This is a genomic window from Leptospira andrefontaineae (assembly GCF_004770105.1).
Lineage (GTDB): Bacteria > Spirochaetota > Leptospiria > Leptospirales > Leptospiraceae > Leptospira_B > Leptospira_B andrefontaineae.
Map to the genome: position 1 here is coordinate 271,009 of NZ_RQEY01000012.1, position 20,620 is coordinate 291,628.

General features: G+C 40.0%; 18 protein-coding genes. 9 read left to right on the plus strand and 9 right to left on the minus strand.

All coding sequences use genetic code 11. The features are described 5' to 3' along the window. Nucleotides 1–11 precede the first annotated feature (11 nt). Both EHO65_RS08195 and EHO65_RS08200 read right to left on the minus strand, forming a co-directional pair. Complete coding sequence (locus EHO65_RS08195; protein ID WP_135773630.1) at nucleotides 12–692, minus strand: class I SAM-dependent methyltransferase; 681 nt, start codon at nucleotides 690–692, stop codon at nucleotides 12–14. Next, entirely contained in the window at nucleotides 689–2,020 is a 1,332-nt protein-coding gene (locus tag EHO65_RS08200) for a hypothetical protein (RefSeq protein ID WP_135773631.1), read from the minus strand. Before EHO65_RS08200 ends, EHO65_RS08195 begins: the two co-directional genes overlap by 4 nt. A gap of 108 nt (nucleotides 2,021–2,128) precedes the next feature. Between EHO65_RS08200 and EHO65_RS08205 the strand changes: the two genes are divergently transcribed. From EHO65_RS08205 to EHO65_RS08215, 3 genes are read left to right on the plus strand one after another with little or no spacing between them, the layout of a single operon-like run. Continuing rightward, on the plus strand, nucleotides 2,129–4,144 hold the full coding sequence (locus EHO65_RS08205) for a protein meaA (RefSeq protein WP_135773632.1): 2,016 nt from the start codon (nucleotides 2,129–2,131) through the stop codon (nucleotides 4,142–4,144). Nucleotides 4,145–4,147: 3 nt separating this feature from the next. Continuing rightward, a complete protein-coding gene (locus EHO65_RS08210) occupies nucleotides 4,148–5,101 on the plus strand; it encodes a P-loop NTPase family protein (protein ID WP_135773633.1) in 954 nt (317 codons plus the stop codon). A gap of 42 nt (nucleotides 5,102–5,143) precedes the next feature. Beyond that, the gene (locus EHO65_RS08215; protein ID WP_135773763.1) at nucleotides 5,144–6,373 is read left to right on the plus strand and encodes an ankyrin repeat domain-containing protein; all 1,230 of its coding nucleotides are present in this window, start codon (nucleotides 5,144–5,146) and stop codon (nucleotides 6,371–6,373) included. Nucleotides 6,374–6,384: 11 nt separating this feature from the next. Here the strand turns inward: EHO65_RS08215 and EHO65_RS08220 are convergent, their stop codons facing one another. Further along, nucleotides 6,385–6,624: a hypothetical protein gene (locus tag EHO65_RS08220; protein WP_244243479.1), complete on the minus strand. Its 240-nt coding sequence runs from the start codon at nucleotides 6,622–6,624 to the stop codon at nucleotides 6,385–6,387. Nucleotides 6,625–6,912: 288 nt separating this feature from the next. Here EHO65_RS08220 and EHO65_RS08225 point away from each other — a divergent pair, with 288 nt between their 5' ends. Next, on the plus strand, nucleotides 6,913–7,719 hold the full coding sequence (locus tag EHO65_RS08225) for an acyl-CoA desaturase (protein ID WP_135773635.1): 807 nt from the start codon (nucleotides 6,913–6,915) through the stop codon (nucleotides 7,717–7,719). Nucleotides 7,720–7,771: 52 nt separating this feature from the next. Here the strand turns inward: EHO65_RS08225 and EHO65_RS08230 are convergent, their stop codons facing one another. Then, nucleotides 7,772–8,251: a hypothetical protein gene (locus EHO65_RS08230; RefSeq protein WP_135773636.1), complete on the minus strand. Its 480-nt coding sequence runs from the start codon at nucleotides 8,249–8,251 to the stop codon at nucleotides 7,772–7,774. Between the two features lie 573 nt (nucleotides 8,252–8,824). Between EHO65_RS08230 and EHO65_RS08235 the strand changes: the two genes are divergently transcribed. The 4 genes from EHO65_RS08235 (at nucleotide 8,825) to EHO65_RS08250 (ending at nucleotide 13,665) form a co-directional block, all read left to right on the plus strand. Then, nucleotides 8,825–11,206 (plus strand): SpoIIE family protein phosphatase, encoded by a 2,382-nt coding sequence (locus tag EHO65_RS08235; RefSeq protein ID WP_135773637.1) that lies wholly within the window; start codon nucleotides 8,825–8,827, stop codon nucleotides 11,204–11,206. A gap of 47 nt (nucleotides 11,207–11,253) precedes the next feature. Further along, nucleotides 11,254–12,156, plus strand: a complete 903-nt coding sequence (locus EHO65_RS08240) for a diacylglycerol kinase catalytic domain-containing protein (RefSeq protein WP_135773638.1) — start codon at nucleotides 11,254–11,256, stop codon at nucleotides 12,154–12,156. Beyond that, nucleotides 12,149–12,496, plus strand: a complete 348-nt coding sequence (locus EHO65_RS08245) for an STAS domain-containing protein (protein WP_008588781.1) — start codon at nucleotides 12,149–12,151, stop codon at nucleotides 12,494–12,496. The genes EHO65_RS08240 and EHO65_RS08245 overlap by 8 nt, the downstream gene beginning before the upstream one ends. Nucleotides 12,497–12,708: 212 nt before the next feature. After that, a complete protein-coding gene (locus EHO65_RS08250; protein WP_135773639.1) occupies nucleotides 12,709–13,665 on the plus strand; it encodes a GDSL-type esterase/lipase family protein in 957 nt (318 codons plus the stop codon). A 5-nt stretch (nucleotides 13,666–13,670) separates the two neighbouring features. Here the strand turns inward: EHO65_RS08250 and EHO65_RS08255 are convergent, their stop codons facing one another. Further along, a complete protein-coding gene (locus EHO65_RS08255) occupies nucleotides 13,671–15,341 on the minus strand; it encodes a PhoX family protein (protein ID WP_135773640.1) in 1,671 nt (556 codons plus the stop codon). Between the two features lie 109 nt (nucleotides 15,342–15,450). Here EHO65_RS08255 and EHO65_RS08260 point away from each other — a divergent pair, with 109 nt between their 5' ends. Then, nucleotides 15,451–15,945 (plus strand): hypothetical protein, encoded by a 495-nt coding sequence (locus tag EHO65_RS08260; RefSeq protein ID WP_135773641.1) that lies wholly within the window; start codon nucleotides 15,451–15,453, stop codon nucleotides 15,943–15,945. Here EHO65_RS08260 and EHO65_RS08265 read toward each other — a convergent pair. From EHO65_RS08265 to batC, 4 genes are read right to left on the minus strand one after another with little or no spacing between them, the layout of a single operon-like run. Beyond that, nucleotides 15,926–16,444 (minus strand): hypothetical protein, encoded by a 519-nt coding sequence (locus tag EHO65_RS08265; protein WP_135773642.1) that lies wholly within the window; start codon nucleotides 16,442–16,444, stop codon nucleotides 15,926–15,928. The two genes, EHO65_RS08260 and EHO65_RS08265, sit on opposite strands and share 20 nt — an antisense overlap. Before the next feature lie 57 nt (nucleotides 16,445–16,501). Continuing rightward, the gene (gene htpG / locus EHO65_RS08270; RefSeq protein WP_135773643.1) at nucleotides 16,502–18,331 is read right to left on the minus strand and encodes a molecular chaperone HtpG; all 1,830 of its coding nucleotides are present in this window, start codon (nucleotides 18,329–18,331) and stop codon (nucleotides 16,502–16,504) included. After that, on the minus strand, nucleotides 18,328–19,923 hold the full coding sequence (locus tag EHO65_RS08275; protein WP_135773644.1) for a BatD family protein: 1,596 nt from the start codon (nucleotides 19,921–19,923) through the stop codon (nucleotides 18,328–18,330). The genes htpG and EHO65_RS08275 overlap by 4 nt, the downstream gene beginning before the upstream one ends. Then, nucleotides 19,920–20,618, minus strand: coding sequence for a TPR repeat-containing protein BatC (gene batC, locus EHO65_RS20125; RefSeq protein WP_341867373.1), 699 nt, complete (start codon nucleotides 20,616–20,618; stop codon nucleotides 19,920–19,922). Before batC ends, EHO65_RS08275 begins: the two co-directional genes overlap by 4 nt. Nucleotides 20,619–20,620: the final 2 nt, after the last annotated feature.

A 20,620-nucleotide genomic window follows, 5' to 3' on the forward strand; every position in this document is an offset into this window, starting at 1 on the left:
AACGAAAAACCTTAATCGTCCACGAACAGCTCGTCACAAAACGGGCTGTCTTTCGTGATCCTACTTTCCAGAAGATTGAATGCAACTCTTCTGAAATAAGGACGAATTAGTTTTTCATAATACTTTTTGGATCTTTGGTGGGCATACGGATCCGAAAAGTATATCTCCTTCTTCATTCTTGTATAATCGTTTTTGGTAGGGACCGTAAAATAGAGATAATTTGTGATCTTATGTAGTTTTTCAAAAACCTTAGGAAGATGTTTATCTTCTATATACTGAACCACTGAGTTGCATATACCAAGAGTGAATGGAGGCATATGAATATGTTTTAGTTCGAGGTCTTGGATCGTGGAATGTAAAAATGAAAGATTATAAGAACGGATCCATTTTTGCTTTGCGATCGCATCTATCATGTCTTCGGAAGGATCGACGGCAAACACACGATTCGGTTGGAATATTTTTACGAATTCTTTTAATAGAAGCGCCTTACCGAAACCGAAATCCGCAATACTTCTGGGATGGACCTGCATCAGATCAAAAACTGACTTTATATATTTTGCATGTTCTTTCGCATTGAAAGAAGCATCTACGTCCTTCCCGCTTCCATAGATCTCGTCCCAGTAGGAAGTTTCGAATGGTAGACCGTTAGCTCCGTAAGCGATATAATCGGAGTCTTGCGGTTTTTTACTCATACATCGGGAGCCTTGGAAGAAGAAAGCCAAGATATGAAGAACGCTTTCAGATCATCATAACCTTTTTGATCGGAAAGTTCGGACTTGGCTTCGATAGATCTGGTCTTTAGAGTTTTTAAACTAGGATCCGTTTGTATTCTTTTCCATAAGAATCCATTGATCAACACTCTTTCTCCGGATAAAAACAGATACGGAGTATTTTTGGCTTTTACTTCTCTTTGTAAAAGTTTTCTATCAACTGCCCAAACTTCAGATAAAAGAATATAATCTTTTTCTCTTATTTCAGGATAAGAAGTAAAATGGGTCTTTTGTTTAGAAATGAAATACAGATAAGCTGAAGTTTCAGGAGAAACATAGATCCTTTCATCCTGATCTACGATCAATCTTCCTTTTAAAGATGTTACATCCTTAGCAAGAGAGTTTAATTTTATCTTATCCACACCTAAAATAGGGCGGATCGTAAAATATCCGGAGATAGCAATCAAAGCGAATATCCCGATAGAAGCAGGAAGAGAATTTAATTCCCTTTCGGAACGAAGTAAAAAATTAGCTACAAAAAGGATTAAAATAAACGATCCGAAGCCTAAAAGATATTTCCAAACCGCTTGGCCCATAAATCCAAAAGAATGGGCTCCGTAAAAATTAAGATTTCCTAATAGAATAATTCCGAGCACAAGAACGGAAAGATATCCGAATAAGAAAAGTTTAGGAAGATTTCTTCTCTTGAAGAATACGGATTGCTGCTTCTTCTTCTCTCTAATACCTACAGTTCCTGCCTTGATCACGAAAATAGTAAATCCGATCAGGAAAAAGGTGAAATGAGAGAAAAATCCAAGAACAGTGCAGGAAACTAAGATCAAAAGATCTACAACTGTTTCCATTCTGAAAGAAAGAAATAGAACTAATAAAAACGAAAAGCTAACTAATTCTCCCAACATATTCAAAGGAACTAGATAAGAGAATGGATTGATCGCAGCTAGATAACAAAACAGATAATGATTTAGTTTCCAAGTCTCCCTTTCCATTATGTAAGCACAAAGATGGATCCCCAAACTTAGGAAAAACGCTCCGAAAGAGAGATAAGCAGGTATATAATTCAGGGCGAAGACGGATTTCCAAAAGGATAAAAGCAAAAATGGAAGAGGTTCACGGAATGAGAAAAATTTTCCATCTTCCGAAAGAGAACGTAATTCTGCCAATGTCCGGAAACTTTCTCCGTTGGACGGGTCACCATGCCAAGAATAGAGAAGGGTCAGAAGACCGGTGAGAAACAGCGTCGAGAGTGAAATGAGCGCGGGGTTTGCTTTTCTGTTTCTTTCCAAGTCCATGCGGCGGAATTCTTCTCCTACGGATTTCGGAGCTACGTTAAAAATTTAGGTGAAATTATACCAACACATTTTGAACTAAACTAAGAGGCATATTCCGAGGGCAAGAAGATGGAAAAAAAAGACCATATCCTTTACGATAAGACCGGAAATCCTAGCAAAGAGCCGGCTTGGATTTTCAGAACTTACGCGGGTCATACAAACGCAAAGGAGTCCAACGAACTCTTTAGAAAAAACCTGGCAAAGGGTCAAACAGGCCTTTCCATCGCCTTTGATCTTCCCACACAATGCGGTTATAGCTCAGATCACGCAATCGCAAAGCCGGAAATCGGAAAAGTAGGAGTTCCAATCAACACATTGGAGGACTTCCGGATCCTATTCGATCAGATTCCGATCGAAGAAATGAACACTTCCATGACCATCAATGGTACTTCCATGTGGTTACTTTCGCTATACGTGGCTTTGGCGGAAGAAAGAGGAGAAGACGTTTCCAAACTCCAAGGAACCACTCAAAACGACATAATTAAAGAATATCTGGCTCGCGGGACTTACATTTTCCCTCCTGAACATTCTATCCGTATCATCGTGGATATGTATGAATATTGTTTGAAAAGAATCCCGAAATGGAACCCATCCAATATTTGTTCTTACCATTTACAAGAAGCAGGAGCAACTCCAGTCCAGGAGCTAGCATTCGCACTCGCAACAGGAATGGCCATCCTTGATGCAGTGAAAGAAAGAAACTGTTTCACTCACGAAGAATTCGAGCAGTGCGTTGGTAGGATCTCCTTCTTCGTAAACGCAGGTATCCGATTCATCGAAGAAATGTGTAAGATGCGTGCCTTCTCCGATATGTGGGAAGAGATCACAAAAGGAATTTATCAGGTAAAAAGTGAGAAATTCCGCCGATTCCGTTACGGAGTCCAAGTAAACTCGCTCGGGTTAACGGAAGAACAACCTGAAAACAACGCATGGAGAATTTTGATCGAAGCTTTAGGAGTCACCTTAAGTAGAGATGCAAGATGTAGAGCTCTCCAACTTCCAGCTTGGAACGAAGCACTTTCACTTCCTCGCCCTTGGGACCAACAATGGTCACTTCGTTTACAACAAGTTCTCGCTTACGAAACCGATCTACTTGAATATCCGGACCTATTCGAAGGCTCCAGAGTTGTAGAAAGTAAAGTAAAAGATCTGGTCGAGAATGCAAACAAAGAGATCCAAAAGATCAAAGAGATGGGTGGAGCGATCAAAGCGATCGAGAACGGTTACATGAAAGCCCAACTTGTAAAATCCCAAGCGGAAAGACTCGCTAAGATCAATAACGACGAACTTATCATCGTAGGAAAAAACAAATGGAAAGACGGTATCCCATCCCCTCTTACCAACGATCCTGACGGAGGAATTTTCAAAGTAGATCCTAAATCCGCAGAACAAACTCTCAAAGTACTCTCCGATGTTAAAGCAAGAAGAGATGCGAAGAAGGTAGCAGAAACTTTAGCAAGATTAGAAGACGATGCTAAAAACGGAAAGAACCTTATGTTCGCTTCCGTAGAATGTGCCAAGGCTCTTGTGACTACAGGAGAATGGGCAGATACACTCAGAAAAATATTCGGAGAATATCGTCCATCCACCGGAGTTGAAGGACAAAAACTCAATTTGGAATCCGACAAAGTATCTAATGTCAGAACTAAGGTTGAGAAGTTCCAAAAAGCAACAGGCGCAAGACCTAAAATAGTAGTCGGTAAACCTGGATTAGACGGACATTCGAATGGTGCCGAGATGATCGCAGTATCTGCAAAACATGCAGGATTCGATGTGATCTACTCCGGGATCAGACTCACTCCGGAAGAAATCGTACAATCAGCTGTGGAAGAGAACGCAAACGTGATCGGAGTATCCATACTTTCCGGATCTCATGTGGAACTTGCAGAACAAATATTCGCAGAATTAAAACATTATAAAGCGGATATTCCTGTTGTTTTCGGAGGAATTATCCCTCAGCCTGATTTCGAAAAACTACATTCCATCGGAGTGAAAGCAATCTTTACTCCAAAAGATTATGATCTAATGGATGTAATGGACCGAATCATAGATATCGTATCCGAAAAGATCCCAGCTTCCGTTTAAGGCATGACCGTACGGTTTGCAGAAAAGGAACTAAAAGAACTGATCCAAGAAGCTTCCCAAGGGGAAAAATATCCTCTTGCGAAGCTGATCAGCGAACTGGAAAAACCGGATTCATTCGAATTTCGTAAAGTTCTATTCAAAGAATTAGAAAATTCAGGCTTCAATGGAGACAAATCAGTCACCATCGGATTTACGGGAACTCCCGGAGCAGGAAAATCCTCTCTTTTAGGAGAGATCTCCACAAACTTCTTACAAAATGTCCCAGACAAAAAAATGGCAGTAGTCGCCATAGATCCTTCCAGTCATATCAGTGGAGGTTCTTTACTTGGAGATAGGACCAGACTTTCGCTGCCGGTAAGAGAAAAGAGGATATTTTTCAGATCTCAACCGAGCCAATTAGAGCTGGGAGGTTTAAATCCTTATACTTACCATGTAATCCGATTACTTCGCTGCTTCTTCGATTTTATATTCGTAGAAACAGTTGGGATCGGCCAAAATGAAATAGAAGTTTCCAAACTAGCGGATCTATCCTTTTTAGTCATGGTGCCTTTAGGTGGAGACCAGATCCAATTCATGAAAAGTGGGATCATGGAAGTCCCGGATGCATTTATATTAAATAAATGTGATGAAGAAAATCTTGCAAGAGCAAGTTATCACACTCTTTCCACTACTCTTGAATTCCTAAGAGATATTGTTCCTGGAGGAAGTATCCCTCCTATTTTCCTAACCAGTGTAAAAACTAAAAAAGGGATCCAAGAACTCTTAGATTTCGTTCTGAAAAGTAAACCTCATCCCAAAAGATCTTCAGAAACCAAGGTCCAGATCGAAAAATGGATCAAAACCGAGTATGGGAATTTCGGGCTTTCCTTCTCCGAAAAATTAGGAAATAATACACAAAAGAATTACGAAGAATGGGAAAATTTCTTTAATTCCGAAATCCGCTCCAAATTAAAATAAATTATTGATTGATAAAAACGGAAATTTTTGTCCAATCATTGGATGAAATTTTCGTCCGGTTTATTCTTCTCAAGCCTCCTTGTCTTATTCTCCTTCGGTTCTTCTTTCTCTGAAGAAATTAAATTTGTTCATCCTACCAATGCAGTTGGTGGAACATTTTCCGGGATCAAAAAAAGAGCAGAACTTCCTTCCCCTACTGTTTCGGGTTCAGGTTTAAAAGCAGTAGCAATCGTCGGTGAAGTAGATGGGAACGAAGGCCCAAAAACCCGAGAATATGTAAATAATATCAAAGGTCTTGTAAAAGTTTTAAAAGACAGAGGAGTTACTGTCAGCGAATTTTATCCTCCTAATAATCCTTGGGCGGGGATCAAAGAAGCATCACAAAATGCGAATATAGTTTTATACGCCGGGCATGGTGTAGGAACCAATTTGGATCAACCTCCTTATGACCAAAGATCAGTAGGTGGATTTTATTTAGGAAAAGAATTCGTTTCTAATGAACAAATTTCCTCGGGATTAAAACCTGCGCCTGGTGCAATCGTCCTGTTTTTAGGAGCTTGTTTTACTGCAGGAAATATGGCTTACGATATGGGAGTGATCCGGGATGAAGAAACTAAAAAGAGAATCTCCATGTATTCTTCTCCATTTTTGGAGACCGGATTCAAAGGTTATTATGCAACCTGGGCACCATGGACGGCTCAAACAATTCTAGCATTATTATTTACGAATAAGAATTATGGGGATGTTTATTTCAGCCAAACAAATCCTCAAGAGGTAACGAAAATTTCCCACCCTCGTTCTTCCGGATCTTCTTTATATTATCATACGAAACCTCCTACTTCTAAACCTGTTTATGATTATGCGTTCGCAGGAGATCCTTCTAATGTTTTGAGATCCGAGAATTCAAACACGGATACTGAAACTAAAATTACGGAAGAGGAGAGACTAAAACAAAATCGTATCTTAATTTCCAGTTTATATGATAAGAATGAGAACAAATCCTTGGAGTCTTTAGAAAAAGGTGCGGATCCAAATGCCGATTATCTAGGTTGGAAACCTATCCATCTTGCGATCGTATTCGATCTTCCGAATGTAGTGAAAGAATTAGTTCGTAAAAAAGCTTCCATCAATGCTCAGGCGGAAGGATATACTCCTTTGTCCATGGCTCTTGCTTATGAGCGTAAAGAGATTGCTGAGTTTTTAGAAAAGGAAGGCGGAACCAGAAGTAGAGCCGCATTTAAAAAACCGAATATTCCGAATTTGAAAAAGTAGAATAATAAGCTCTAAAACCTTAATAATCTATAGATCAAATTCCGGAGAAAACTCCAAAGATACCCCAGTAACATTTGTTTTCCCGCCTGGGCATATATTTGGCCTTGGCTTGGTATTCCGGAAGATCTAGAATTGGATCCGTCTGCAGAAGGTACATTTGCATATGCATCTAGATACTGTTGTTTCTGTTCCGGAGTGAGTAATTTCCAAGATTCTGGCGGAAAACCGGGAGGGATTTTTTCTTCTTCCATAGGCAGGAGAAGATAAGCCGACTCTATGGGTTGGTCAAGAAATTCTTTCCTATTTTTCTAATATAGATTTATACTAAAAAATTAAGGATCAGGCAAATTCTGTGCTTGGATGTACCCGTCCCTTAAGACATAAGCGGCAAATAAATTTCTCCGAAATCCTGGCCTTTTTTAATGGGAAGCCTTCTAAAGAGACCATAATCGCCAATATTTACCCATTCCCCCCTCACATTTTTTGCAACCTACCCTCCCAAATTGACTCATATCATTTAGAAAAAAAGGGAGCCCTCCATGGCAATCATTCTAAGTTTTTTTGCGGCACACTGGATTTTAGCCGCTTTCGTTCAATCGTTCTATTTACATCGTTATTCTGCTCACCAGATGTTCAAACTGAACCGTTTCTGGGAAAAGTTCTTCTATTTCTTTACTTTTGTTGTGCAAGGTTCTTCCTTTTTGAACCCAAGAGCGTATGCAATTCTTCACAGAAGACACCATGCTTACAGCGACACCGCAAAGGATCCTCATTCTCCTGTAGCTTCTAAAGGATTTTTCGATATGATGTGGACCACCGCAGTCGTTTACGAAAATATTTTAGATCGTAAAGAAGTAGTGGAGAAAGAGTTCAAAGGAAATTATCCAGAGATCCCTTGGTTCGACCGTTTTGCTGATTCTTGGTATATCCGTTTGTTCTTCGGAACCGGCTATACATTATTCTATATGGCATTCGTTCCTGCAGATGCAGTTTGGTTATATGCTCTATTACCAATCCATTATCTAATGGGACCAACTCATGGTGCAGTTGTAAACTGGTGTGGACATATGTATGGTTACCGCAACCACGCAAAAAATCCGGACAATTCCAAAAACACTCTTCCAGTGGACTTCTTGATCATGGGGGAATTGTACCAAAACAACCACCACGCTCACCCGAACTCTCCGAACTTCGCGTTCCGTTGGTTCGAGTTGGATCTTACTTACCAAATGATGAAGGTACTACATTTTATGGGAATCATCACCATCCAGAGAGCTGTGTGGACCGAGAAAGGAAGAAAAGAACTTTCTGGAACGGCACCTTCTCCTTTGGCTGATGTTGCTTAAGATTTTTTAACTTAGTAAGTTTTTGTAAGCCGCTTGGGAACAAGCGGCTTTTTTATTCTTCTCGGATCCTGTCCAAGTCCCCTCTCATCTCTTTATCGTATTCTTCCATTAAGAGAGGATAAAATTCCGGGCTTAATTCTATTTTCCCGTTCAATACTAATTGGAATAAGGAACGGACCAATTCTTCTTTTTCAAATCCTGTGCAGATCCACTCCAGAAGTTCCAATGCCAGATCCAATCTACCTTCCACCTGGATTGTTTTGCGGAAGATGTCTAAGACTTCTTTTTCTTTTCCCGCTTCCAGGAAACTTCTGAGTTCCACCGGCATACTTTGTAGCAGAAGTTGTTTCTTTGCGTTCGGAGTAAAAAGGAATTCGGACTGTCCCGCTCGTAGATGAGATAAAATGGCCTTATCCACTTCTTCTTTAGAATGTCCTAATTTGACTAAGGTCCGACCAAGGACTTCTCCTAATACGAAGTCCTCTAGTGGGTGAAACGGAAATCCCTGTTTCTTAGGTTCCTGATCTTCCATCTTGTTAGGGTCTCCACCGACCGTATTCCGGTCAAGTCTTAGGAAAGAGACACAGAGGTAGAAAAAGCCGCAAAGCTATTTTCACGCAGAGGCGCGAAGCCGCAGAGTTTAGGTTATATAGAATATTTTGAAAGTCGTTCCTTAAAATTCACACAAACCCTGCCCCCTCTGTGTTCTTTGTGCTCTCCGTGCGAACCAAAAACAAGAAAACAAGCTTCGCACAGAGGTCACGGATCACACAGAGATAGGATTGTAAGTCTGGAATATGATGTAGGAGTTCCAACATGCAGTTCAAAGGATTGTAGGAATTCTACATTGACAAACAAGTTAAACTCTCCGTGGCTCTGTGTCTCTGTGTGACCAAATCTCTGTTACTCTCTTAAACTCTGTGCCTCTAAGCCCGACTAACTACTTATTAGGCGGAACATTTTTGTAACCTGAATTTCACGAAACCTTAGTACGAATGGGATCTTCTCAGTGTAAGTTTTGGGTCTCTTTTTCAAAGAAGAGAAAAGGCTAAAAATACAAAGTGCGCCTTCCCGATCTAGGGAGATTCCATTTCCGGAACAATTTATGAGTTTTAGACAAAAAATTTTTCTCATTCTGGGAGCCAGTCAGCTTCTATTAGTACTCATTCTTGCGATCACATTCATCCAAATGATCGACCAAGTTAAAAATGAACCTCAGGACAAAAGAGCATTAGACCGCTCCCTGGAGTTCAGGAAGGAACTCAAACATAAGGAAGAAGTTATCCGACTTCTTCTCAAAGAAATAGAAAGAAACCAAAAGACTCTTTCTATTTTAGAAAACGGTTTGGGGAACAGAGGTATCCTGCAAGGCAACCTGGAATATATCAAAGGGATCATGTCCCAGTATGGTCTTTCCATCTTCGAGATCCACGATAAGACAGGACATGTTTATTTTAGATTTCATAGACCGGCGGATTTTGGAGACGATAAGTCAGGTCAGAAGATCGTACAAGAAGCTCTGCAAGGCAGGATTGCTTCTACCCTAGAGATAGGCCATAGCGGTCTTGGACTTAGGGTGACTGCCCCACTCAAGAACGGTGGGATCATGATGGTGGGTCAGGTGGTGGATGATAAATTTATCCAAACTATCACAGGTTCGGAAGACGTTCATCTTGCCATTTACGAAAAAGAAAAACTGATCTCCTTTTCCGACGTTACGATCTCCAAATATTTAGGAGATAGAAAACCTAAGGATCTTGCGGGAATTTCCAGATTCACTTTGGAAGGCAGGCATTATTATCTCACTCAGGTCCCTTACGAAAACCAAGGATTAAGCAATCTTAAACTAGATTTTGTTCTTTTGATAGATGAAACCGAACTTTACGAATCTACCAGAAATCTTTGGTTGTATTGTGGACTGATCGCTCTTGCAGTATTCGGCGGGATCTTATTCGCATCTTATAGATTCTCCAGAGATATCATAGACGCAGTTAAGGCACTCAACTTCGCGATGCAAAACCCAAATGAGGACGAATCCAAAATTGTGGACTTAAATCGTTCCGACGAATTGGGAGAAATGGCAGAAGTATTCATCGAAATGAAGAAGGATCTTTTAGACCATCAAATGTTCTTGGAAAAGAAAGTAGAAGAGAAAACCAAAGAATTGCAGGAAACCCTGGATGATCTTCGCACACTAAAAGAGAAACAAGACGGGGATTATTACCTGACTTCCCTACTACTTCGTCCGCTTGCCACTACTAGATATGAAAGTACTAATACTAAGATCAGTGGTATCTTAAGACAAAAGAAAACTTTCGTATTTAGAAAAAGAGAAGCGGATATCGGTGGAGACTTAGTTTCCATCAGCGAGGTCACATTATACGGTAAAAAATACCTGAGCATAATGAACTCGGATGCAATGGGTAAATCCATACAAGGAGCGGGCGGTGCACTTGTGATGGGAACCGTATTCAAAGCAATCGTAACAAGGACCCAACTTTCCAGAAGTAACCAAAAGAAAACCCCTGAAAAATGGCTGAAAGACTGTTATACGGAATTACAAAACGTATTCGTTACATTCGATGGAACGATGCTTGTTTCAGCATTACTCTGTCTTCTGGATGAAGAAACTGGAGCATTATATTCTATTAATGCAGAACATCCTAATATGGTGCTGTATAGAGATGCAAAAGCAGGATTCCTGGATTCTGACTTCCCTATCCGCAAACTAGGTTTCTCTGAGAATACAACAGAACCTTTGGTAAGAGTGGATAAATTGGAAGCGGGAGATAAGATCTTTCTAGGATCCGACGGAAGAGATGATATTCTTCTTTATGATCCGAATTCTCCCGAGCCTGTGATGAACGAGGATGAAAATTTATTCTTAAGATTTGTAGAACTTTCCGGTGGAAATTTAGAAGATCTAGAAAGATTGATCAACGCGGCCGGAGAAATTTCAGACGATCTAAGTCTTTTGAGTATAGGTTATAAAGAAGCGGAAGTTTCTTCTTCTCGCACAAAAGCGATTTCGGAAGAATACAACAGACTACTTCAGATCGGTATCAAAGAATATAAAAAAGGAAATACCGAAAAGACTAAGGAAGTTTTTGCACAAGCATTATTGATAGACGATTCTGATCCTGCTCTTTATAAACAAATGGCTAGAATTTGTATCAACGCGAAAGAATTTGAAGAAGGTGCAAAGTATACAGAAGCTTATCTTTCCAAGATCCCTTTCGACAACGAGTATATCTTCTATCTTTCCTATTGTCTAAGAAAGACAAAGGATTATTGGAAGTCTTTGGAATTCGCTGAAAAACTCAGATCCAGAGAACCTGAAAATATTCGAAATCTAAAACATTTGGTGGCTTTGTATAGACTTACAGGAAATCGAATGAAGTTCAGAGCCACTATGTCCGTTCTAAAATTGGTCCTGGCGGACTCGGATCCTAAGGCAAATAATTCTTCAGAACCCGCATTGGTTTGATTTTTTTCGTTTTCTAGGAGGCATAGATCCGTCCAAATTGGTAATCCATGTCGACGGAAAAGCGAAAAAAAATCGAATCTGTTCTGGTAGTTATCAAAAGAACAAAGTACGAATTAGATCTGGAGAGTTACGGCTCTCTGGATGAATTCAAAAGAGTAGCAGAGATCCAAAACGATTCATTCTCTCGGATCTATAATTCCCATCTCAGACAGATCCAAAGTAGAGAAGAATTAAAACTTACTTTCCCTAATGGAAAGTTTATCTTCCGAGAAGAATTAGAAAATATAGATATTTCGATCTACGATCTTGTGATTGCGTTAGGTGGAGACAATCATTTCACCTATGTTGCACATCATGCTCTGGATAATCTAGTTCTGGGTTGTAATTCGGATCCTGAAACTTCTGTAGGGGCCCTTCTATCCTTTCATACCTCCGATATCTCAAATGCAGTTTCCCGTAATTGGGAAAATATAATCATAGAAGAATGGCCCAGGATCAATGTTAGGATCGAATATCCAAACGGCAAAGCGATTGAGACATTTCAAGGGATCAGCGAAATCTCTATCCGTAATAATAGCCCAGACTTAACTAGCAGATTTCTAATCTCTCATGAGAAAGTCTCTGAAGAGCAGAAATGTTCGGGCCTTCTGGTATATACCGGAGCGGGTTCTACTGGTTGGGTTATGTCTTGCGAAAATAAAGACGTAAGCTTTGACAAGCAGGAGCCGTATTTCAAAGTGTACTGTAGAGAGTTACGTAAAAAGGAAAGTTTCCAGTACAAGCTGGATCACTTCACAGTTCGCAATTCTTTCCGTCTAATATCCGAAATGCGCGGGGGGATCTCAATCGATTCCTTGGCGGAACGTATTTACGATTTCCCTCCCGGGGCCAAAGCGGACTTTTCCGTTTCTCCGGAAAGATTGCGGGTGGTGGTGCAAAAACATGGATAGTTTGAAAATTCTAGAACAGGATGCCGGGAAAGAGATCAGAGTGTATTTGGTTTCGGGCAGACTAGACGAATCCACCTTTCCTCTATTTAAAGAAAAAGTATTGGATGTAAGTCATGCAAACAATACTGTTCTGAACTTATCCGATCTTAAGTATGTTTCCAGTTCTGGAATTCGTGCAATCTTCGAATTAAAGAACAGACTTACTGGAGAAGGTAAAAAACTTCTTCTTACTGAAGCCGGAGAGAAGGTCATTCAGATCTTCAATCTATTAGGTCTTTGGAAACCTTTTGCTCATTTCGAAAAAGAAGAAGACGCAATCGCTGCTTGTCTTAAAAACTAAGCCCTGACCGCTCCTCGAGTTTAGAACTTGCCCATTTCACCTTAAATTCCCTTTCAGGGAATATCTAATCCTAAAAAATATTACCCAAGATGCACGTTATGAGACATGGGCATCGGAAATTATATTGACAAACAGAAAATAATAATATTATAAATTACGTTCCGAAACCTTCTTCTCAAAATATTGACCAAGGACCTTTCAGTAGTTAACTAATGAAAATCAAAAAGTTTTTTACATGGCAGTTTATACTGATCTGCCTATTCTACTCCATGACAGTAGGCGCTCAGCCCGCTCCCTATAAATTAACAAATCCTGTTTTAATTCGACCATTCGGCGATTCAATTACATACGGAATCGGATTTACAGACGACTGGCAATGTTTGATGTATACCATCTCGCAAAATATATGTATGCCTCCCGGATTCAAAGGTGGTGGTTACCGCGGATGGATGACCCTGCTATCATTAAACGGAGACGGAATTATCTTTACTACTGAAGGCTATCAAAGCGGAGGCTCTTATTTTCAACAATGGTTAGTGAACACTCAAACCCACGATGGTTATCCTGGATGGACAGTGGAAGATCTGACGCCGATTGCCGGTAGAGTTAGTTTTTCCAATATCACTTTGGTTCATGCAGGAACAAACGATATGTGGCCTATATTAAAAATCCAAAATCCAACTGACGCTCAAATCGAGCAGCTTGCTAACACTACGGGTCAAAATTTGTTCAACATGTTAAATGTTTTACTCACTAGCAATCCGAAGACGTATATATTTGTAGCCCAAATTATTAAGGTAGCGCCTCCATTTGCCGGCTATGAAACCGTTAATAAAGTTATCTCAAAATACAATAGTTATATAGCAAATAATTGGCCGAATCTTCCTCCTTCCAGCCAAGCCAGAATGACTCTTGTAGACATGCACAACACTTTACAACCTGGAGCAGATTATTTTACGGACGGGATTCATCCAAGCGCAAATGGACATCTAAAAATTGCATGCTCTTGGATTCGGGCGATCAAAGCTCAACCGGCAAATCAACAAAATCCTTGTGACGGCATCACAACCGGAAAAGCGGTAAAACAATTAACCCCTTCCGAAGAAGAAACCAAACAAATGACTCCGCCTAAAGAAACACTAGAGCGAATACTTAAGCGAAAGTTTTGATCAAACTAAGCTCTTCTAATCGCAACTACTCCTGGTCTAGGAATATCTCCCTTCGTTTTTCTAGGCCAGCGACTTGTAGGAACATCATAATCCTTGGTATCTTCTCCCGGATGTTGCACGGATAAGAATAAAAACTCTTCATCAGGAGTAAACCAAGGGCCGGTAAGTTCTGCACCGATCGGAGCGGAAGCAAATTGGAAAGCTTTTCCTGCATCTTCTCCGCTTGTAGGAATAAAGAACATACCGTTGTTCCCGAATTTTTTGAAGATGGATTTTCCGAGTAAACGAGTAGTCATATCGGTTACCATCCAAAGATTTCCCGAAGAATCGAAAGCCAAATTATCAGGAGAAGAGAATCCACTCTTCCCTCCCCCGGCAACAAACACTTCGAATTCGAAACGGACCGATTCTGCATCCGAATTTTCTTCTTTGATACGAACTATCTGTCCGTAAAAATTTCCATGAGAATCGTTATTGGTAAAAGATACAAAAACAGATTTATCTAATGGATGTACTTCCAGATCTTCCGGTCTATCCATTGGGGTTCCACCCGCTGTTTTTGCCGCATCTCTACATGATACCAATATATCCGCTTGGGCCTTAAATTTTGGATTTCCTTCTTTATCTTTTGCATTTTTAAGATTTGGATTTTTTTCCAGATCCAATGGGATCCATACACATTTCTCAAAATTGCCTACGTATAAAGTCCCTTCATCCAAAAGTTCCGAGTTTAATTTCCCTTTTTTAGGATCATAATTTTTTGCAGAGACAAATTTATAAACGCATTGGTCCTTGGAATCATCTCCCATATACACGACTAACTTTCCGGAAGGAGAAATAGTTAACGCAGCGTTCTCATGTGAAAATCTTCCGAGTGCAGTATGTTTTACTGGAGTGGAAGATGGATCAAAAGGATCAACTTCTATGATCCAACCGTATTCCTTAGAGTCTTCCAGTTTGCAATCTTCTACTACCATTTCGTAGTTTTCTTCGCAAGAGAGGACGGTATTCCATAATGTTTGTCCTCCAGAACAGTTTGCAAATGTTCCGTACACTTTTGTTTTACCCGAGATTGTTTCAGAGCCCGCCACTGGGCCTTTGAGTTGGAATTCCGACCTACCATTTATCCTTCTTCCATATTTAGATTCAGGATCTAGTACCCATACCCCTTTAGATTTTCGCAAACCGATCACTGAACCGCCTAATGAGTATAGATATTTTTCGATCTGTTCAGGCGTTCTATTATTTGGGCCTTTTTGGTTATAGTCATAACCGGTTACATAATATTCTAATTCGTTTAAGTATTCGTGATTGGTCCAAAGAAGTGCTGAGTTTGGATCATTAGGGAACTGGAAGAAGCAGTTAAAATCTGCTGCATAACCGAAAGTGTCTCCCTTAGAGTTGATCTTATCTCCATAGACTGCGATCAGATCGTAAGTAAAACCCGCCGCTAAAATTAGATCGTCTTGAGTGTTAGGTTTTAGAGGTTTAAAATTACTTCCCGGAATTTTAGAAGAGAGCTCCTTTTTCGTTTTTGGAGAAGAAGGATGTGAAGAATGAACTTTTTTAGAAGGCTCTTTTGCAGGTTCTGAAAACAGATCCAAGGTACGGGCGGCAGTCAAAGCAAGCATCCCCTTTCCCATATATTTCAAAAAGTCAGATCTAGATACCTTCATATCCTAAGAATATTGCACCTGACTCTCTGGACCATTCGTTTTTTCTTCCTACAAAAAAAGGAAACTTGGTTGTAATAATCCCTATCGAAAAAGATGATAAAGCTTGAGAATGAAAACGAACTCTACCCCATTCTATAAGATCCTATTTATCATGGGTTGGATTTCTCTTGCGTTCTTTCTTCCTCTTTCCTTCGCAGTTTATTGGGAAAACAAAAGTTTAGAATCGATCTACAAAAACTTATCTCTTCCAGGAAACAAAGAGTTCGGGGTCTTAGTCGAGAATACCAAACTCAATAAGTTAGGCAGAACCGTAAATGTGTACACCTACTTGGTGCCCGACGAACAAGGTAAAAAACACGAGGTCACAGAAGAAGTAGACCAAACTACAAATCGAAGAATGAGAGTGGGAGATACGGTTCAGGTCCGCACTTTAGTTTGGAATAGTTTCGGAAAAACGAAGATCCTAGGCAGGATCGTGGGAAACACTGCCCCGCATCCAGGTTTCGGTTTTATGCAGAACTTTTTATTATTCGGGATTTTGTTCTCTTTCGGACTGGTATTAGTCAGTCTTTATTTCAGAACGTTTAAGGCTGAGGTAGAGTAGAATTATAATTACTATCTCTTTTAAAGATCAATTGAACTTGGAACGGAGTTTGGATATATCTGGAAGGGTTCATCTCATAAGAAATAAAACAATAATATTTGTCGTATACGATCACATACATATACTCTTTAAAACGTAGATGTCCCATTTGTTTGCGTATTCCTCGCACCCAAATGGAATCCTCGAAAACCCTTTCATAACGAACTGAGCTCGAATTCACTTTTTTTAATTCTTCCGGACTCATTCTTTCCGGATCGACTTTTCTTAATTCGAATTTAAAAGAACGGATCAGATTATATTCTAGCTTCTCTTTTTCAATGATATCCGTATTCGGAAGAGTTTTGAAATAATATTCGTAATACTCTTTGTCCAAGGACTTTAAATCGCTATGGACCTCTCCTTCTTCGACAGGTTTCCCTTTCCCCGCCTCTTGTGAATGCAGGTCGCCAAAAGACGATAAAACAGAAATGATCAAAATTAGGAAAATCGGTGTCCGCATACCGGTACCATTAAAGATATCGGTACGATCTTCGATTTCCCCCCTTTTTTTTCGGAATTAATCCGAGGAAAGATCTTCCAATAGATCCCTTTGACGGCGGATCAAATCGCTCAATTCATCCTCTCCGATCAGCTTGGCGCCTAACAAGGCCAGATCGTACACGGAACGAGCTAATTTCTCCGCTTTCTCCGGATGTATACCTTTAGAAAGACCAAGGATGTTTTTAATAAGTTTAGATTTACGGTTCAAGAGAAGAGTATGATTCTTCAGGATATCACCCGGTTTTTGTCCGTACATCTGGCCCATCTCTGCTAAACGTCTCAGATGTTCCGGCAATAGAATTACGGAAGGAATATCCTCTGACTTCAATGCTTCGGTTTTAATTTCCACACCTTCTCTTACGATTGCCTTAGTGAAAATTTCCTTAAGCCTATCTTCAGTAGTTTTATTATCTTGGTCCGCAAGATCAGGGCTTGCGTCCTTATCCAAAACTTGATCTGCAAGTTCAGAATCCACTCTTTGAAATTTCAAATCCGGATTTTTGCCTTCTATAAACTGTAAGAAATGATTGTCTATCCGGGAATCCACAAGCAAGGCTTCCAGTCCTTGGGATTTGAGAAGGTCCATATATACGGAAGAAAGTTCAGCTTCTCCTGCATAATATACTTTGCCTGAATTTTTATCCTTATTTCTTTCTACATATTCTTCCAGTTTCGTCAAATCACCGTTAGATGATCGGAAAAAAATGAGATCTTTCGCTGACTCGTAAAATTTCTCATCAGTCATCATTCCATATTTAACGAATAATGAGATCTCGTCCCAGTTCTTGCGGAATTCGTCCGGATTTTTGGTCCATTCTTCCTGCAATTTGTCGGAAACTTTTTTTACTATATGAGAAGAGATCTTTTTTACCAAAGGATCATTTTGAAGATAAGATCTAGAAACATTCAGAGGAAGATCAGGAATATCCAAAGTTCCTTGCAGAACAGTCAAAAATTGAGGAACTAATTCCTTTGCTTCGTCAGAGACAAACACATGATTACAATAGAGTTTGATCCCCATTCGGTTAGCATCTAACTCGTGTTTCAGTCTTGGGAAATATAGGATCCCCTGTAGCCTAAAAGGATAATCCACATTTAAGTGAACGTGAAATAAAGGTTCTCCAGCAAAAGGAAATAGATACTGATAGAACTCATCATACTGTTCTTTTTTAACGGAAGAAGGTTGTTCGCTCCATAATGGAGTTTGTTTATTCGCCTTCTCCTCCTTTACGTAAATTGGAACAGGAAGAAAATCGCAGTATTTACGGACTAACTCTTTCAGTTTCCATTGGTCCAAATACTCTCCGGAATCTCCATCCAGATACAAACTGATCTTGGTCCCTCTCTCGGATCTATCGCCCGATCTTAAAGAAAACTCAGTGCCCGACTCACTTTCCCAAACAACAGGAGTACTCCCCTTTTTATAAGACTTGGTTTCTATTTTTACCTTAGAAGAAACCATAAAGCTGGAATAAAATCCTAAACCGAAATGTCCGATAATCTCCGGCTTATCTCCTTCCGATTGGTATTTTTTTACGAATTCTTCTGCGCCGGAAAATGCTATCTGGTTAATATAACGATTCACTTCTTCATCGGTCATCCCGATCCCGTTATCTTGGACGGTTAAGACCCTGGTTTCTTGGTCGAAGTCCAGATCGATCCTATAATCGGTCCCTCCCTCGAATTCCTCATTCAAGGAGATTTTTCTGAGTTTAGCGATTGCGTCGCATGCGTTGGAAACCAACTCTCTTAAGAATATATCTTTTTCAGAATATAACCATTTTTTAATAATAGGGAAAATATTCTCCGTTTCTACCGAGATCCTGCCTTTTACTTCTTCGCTCATTCGAATCCCTCCTCTTTTAATTTATCAGACAACCAATTTGAGATCCTAATCAGAGTCGCTCTGGAAGAAGGTCCCAGACTTTTATAGGTTTCGGTCAATGGAGCCGTGTCGGACTTCCAACCGGCGAGAAGACTTGCTTCTTCCTCAGGCAGTCCCTTGGTCATCACAGAATGTTTCAAAACAAAACCTCTTTTGGAACCTATCCAGAGGTCAAGTCGTTTCAATATTGCCTCAGCTTGATACTTCTTACGCAGAGTTAAAACTGCAAATGTACCTGCTCCTATAAATATAAACGAAATGAGAATGGCACCTAATAGAAAAGATCCACCCTTACTTCCAGTATCTTCAGTTACAATTTCCTGCTTCGGCCGAAGAGGCCCAACCTCTAAACCGGGAAAACGCAGAGAGGCGGATTCGTATCTTCCTGAACCGGGATTGAAAAAAGTAAATTTTAGATCCTCCGGTTTCCAGGTTCCTTCTTTTTTAGGAAGTACAGAATAATGATAAGAATGATTTAGATAAAATCCGAACTCTCCTGGACCTAACTCCCTAAAATCTCTTTGCTGCCTAGTCTGCAAAAAAGTAATCTCCGGGTAACAAGAAGGATCGCATACACTTAATAAAGGATCTTTAATAGAAGAAAGATTTCCATTCCCAGAAATGGTTAGTTTGAACTGAAATGGTTCCCCTAAAAAAGCAGCCTTAGGATATTCTTCTAAACCTATTTTAAAATTACCGACTGCACCTTTAAATTCGGACGGAGAAGGAGAAGGAAGATCCCTTACGAAAATTTTACTCGGGATCGTCTTAATACTTCTCATATGGAAGAATGACTGCTGTCTCCCCTCCAAATGAAATACGGTGGAACCTAAGGAATATTCTCCCTTTTTCAAGGGTGTTAGAATGAAAGTTTCCTTATTATAAACTGCGGTTTCAAATTCTAATCCTTCATAAATCACTTGTTCGGGAATTAGAAGATTAATCCCGGAAAGAGCCTCACTTCTAAAATAAGGGAATTCAATGGAGCTAGAAAAATCACGATCTATATAAGGACGTATCGCATTTCTATAATATAGGGTAAAAAACCCTAAGATAGGCTCTCCTACCCAAACTTGGTCCTTGTTTGTTTTGAATAATACCTTTAAGTCCCCGTCTTCGGGACCTTCCGTTTCTTCGCTGAAAAAATAACGATTCGAAAAAAATCCGGAAGACTTATTCGTCGTGGTACTTCTGGGAGAAATTTCCAGAGCCATCATTCCAGAAACTACCTTTTGGCCATCTACTTCTATTTCTATTTCGGGAACAGAAAAACGCCCAGGTGCTGAGACTGTTAGTCTGTACTTGATTAGCTTTTTGCGATATACTTTGAAGTTTACTATGGTAGTATTCTCTTCCGTTCCCCAATAGACCGCTTTGATCCCTTGGCCGGCCCATTCTTTTTCTATTAAACGGACCTGAGCACCACCTTCCGTTTCTAAAATGATAAAGACCGCGTCCCCCAGATCTGCTCTGGTTTGACTAAGATAAAATTTGGAACCTTGTGCGAATAAAGGAAAAGTCCCAAATAATAAAAGAAGAAGAAAACGTTTCACCAGAACACCTCTTTGTTCCTAGAGCCCGGGCTTCTTCTTTTCACCGAATCTAGATCCATAGACTCCATGATCCGATCTAATTCGTCTTCCATCTTGGATTTGTTTTTATCTTTCTGATCCTTTCCTGTACCGGATTTCGACTGTTTCTCCGCCTTCTCTTTTCCTTTGGGACCTTGTTTAGATGCGGAAGATTTATCCTCCTTCTCTTCCGACATACTTTCCTTGTTTTCGGAACCTTCTTTACCTTCAGGAGGAGGAAGTTTACGTAGCCATTCTAAATTCTTTTTAGCAGATTCTAAATTAGGATTTTCTTTTAAAGAACGAAGATAATGTTCTGCCGCTTTTTTACGATCTCCCAGTTTTAAATAAGAATTTCCTAAATTAAAATGAGATTGAGCTCTTAACCCTGCGTCTTTCGAGTCTGCGGACTTTTCGAAATGACGGATCGCCTTATCTAAGTTTCCTGATTTGTATTCACAATCACCACGATTGAATTCTAATCTAGGATCTTCCGGGAAATAAGGATCTGCTTCCTTATATCTTTCCAAGGAATTTTTATAGTCGCCTTGCTCGTAGGAGTTCCTACCTTCCTTGATCCGATTTCCTCCAGGATCCAATTCGAAAGAATAAACATCTCTTCCCCAAAGCGAGAATAGTACTAATAGAACAGGAGCGACCTTCTTGGAGATTCTCACTA

Excerpts from the sequence above, each read along its gene's own strand:
- EHO65_RS08235 (WP_135773637.1), top strand. The coding sequence starts at position 8,825 with ATGAGTTTTAGACAAAAAATTTTTCTCATTCTGGGAGCCAGTCAGCTT.
- EHO65_RS08195 (WP_135773630.1), bottom strand. The coding sequence starts at position 692 with ATGAGTAAAAAACCGCAAGACTCCGATTATATCGCTTACGGAGCTAAC.
- htpG (WP_135773643.1), bottom strand. The coding sequence starts at position 18,331 with ATGAGCGAAGAAGTAAAAGGCAGGATCTCGGTAGAAACGGAGAATATT.
- EHO65_RS08240 (WP_135773638.1), top strand. The coding sequence starts at position 11,254 with ATGTCGACGGAAAAGCGAAAAAAAATCGAATCTGTTCTGGTAGTTATC.
- EHO65_RS08200 (WP_135773631.1), bottom strand. The coding sequence starts at position 2,020 with ATGGACTTGGAAAGAAACAGAAAAGCAAACCCCGCGCTCATTTCACTC.
- EHO65_RS08205 (WP_135773632.1), top strand. The coding sequence starts at position 2,129 with ATGGAAAAAAAAGACCATATCCTTTACGATAAGACCGGAAATCCTAGC.
- EHO65_RS08260 (WP_135773641.1), top strand. The coding sequence starts at position 15,451 with ATGAAAACGAACTCTACCCCATTCTATAAGATCCTATTTATCATGGGT.
- EHO65_RS08215 (WP_135773763.1), top strand. The coding sequence starts at position 5,144 with ATGAAATTTTCGTCCGGTTTATTCTTCTCAAGCCTCCTTGTCTTATTC.
- EHO65_RS08245 (WP_008588781.1), top strand. The coding sequence starts at position 12,149 with ATGGATAGTTTGAAAATTCTAGAACAGGATGCCGGGAAAGAGATCAGA.
- EHO65_RS08250 (WP_135773639.1), top strand. The coding sequence starts at position 12,709 with ATGAAAATCAAAAAGTTTTTTACATGGCAGTTTATACTGATCTGCCTA.
- EHO65_RS08265 (WP_135773642.1), bottom strand. The coding sequence starts at position 16,444 with ATGCGGACACCGATTTTCCTAATTTTGATCATTTCTGTTTTATCGTCT.
- EHO65_RS08220 (WP_244243479.1), bottom strand. The coding sequence starts at position 6,624 with ATGGAAGAAGAAAAAATCCCTCCCGGTTTTCCGCCAGAATCTTGGAAA.
- EHO65_RS08255 (WP_135773640.1), bottom strand. The coding sequence starts at position 15,341 with ATGAAGGTATCTAGATCTGACTTTTTGAAATATATGGGAAAGGGGATG.
- EHO65_RS08225 (WP_135773635.1), top strand. The coding sequence starts at position 6,913 with ATGGCAATCATTCTAAGTTTTTTTGCGGCACACTGGATTTTAGCCGCT.
- EHO65_RS08230 (WP_135773636.1), bottom strand. The coding sequence starts at position 8,251 with ATGGAAGATCAGGAACCTAAGAAACAGGGATTTCCGTTTCACCCACTA.
- EHO65_RS08210 (WP_135773633.1), top strand. The coding sequence starts at position 4,148 with ATGACCGTACGGTTTGCAGAAAAGGAACTAAAAGAACTGATCCAAGAA.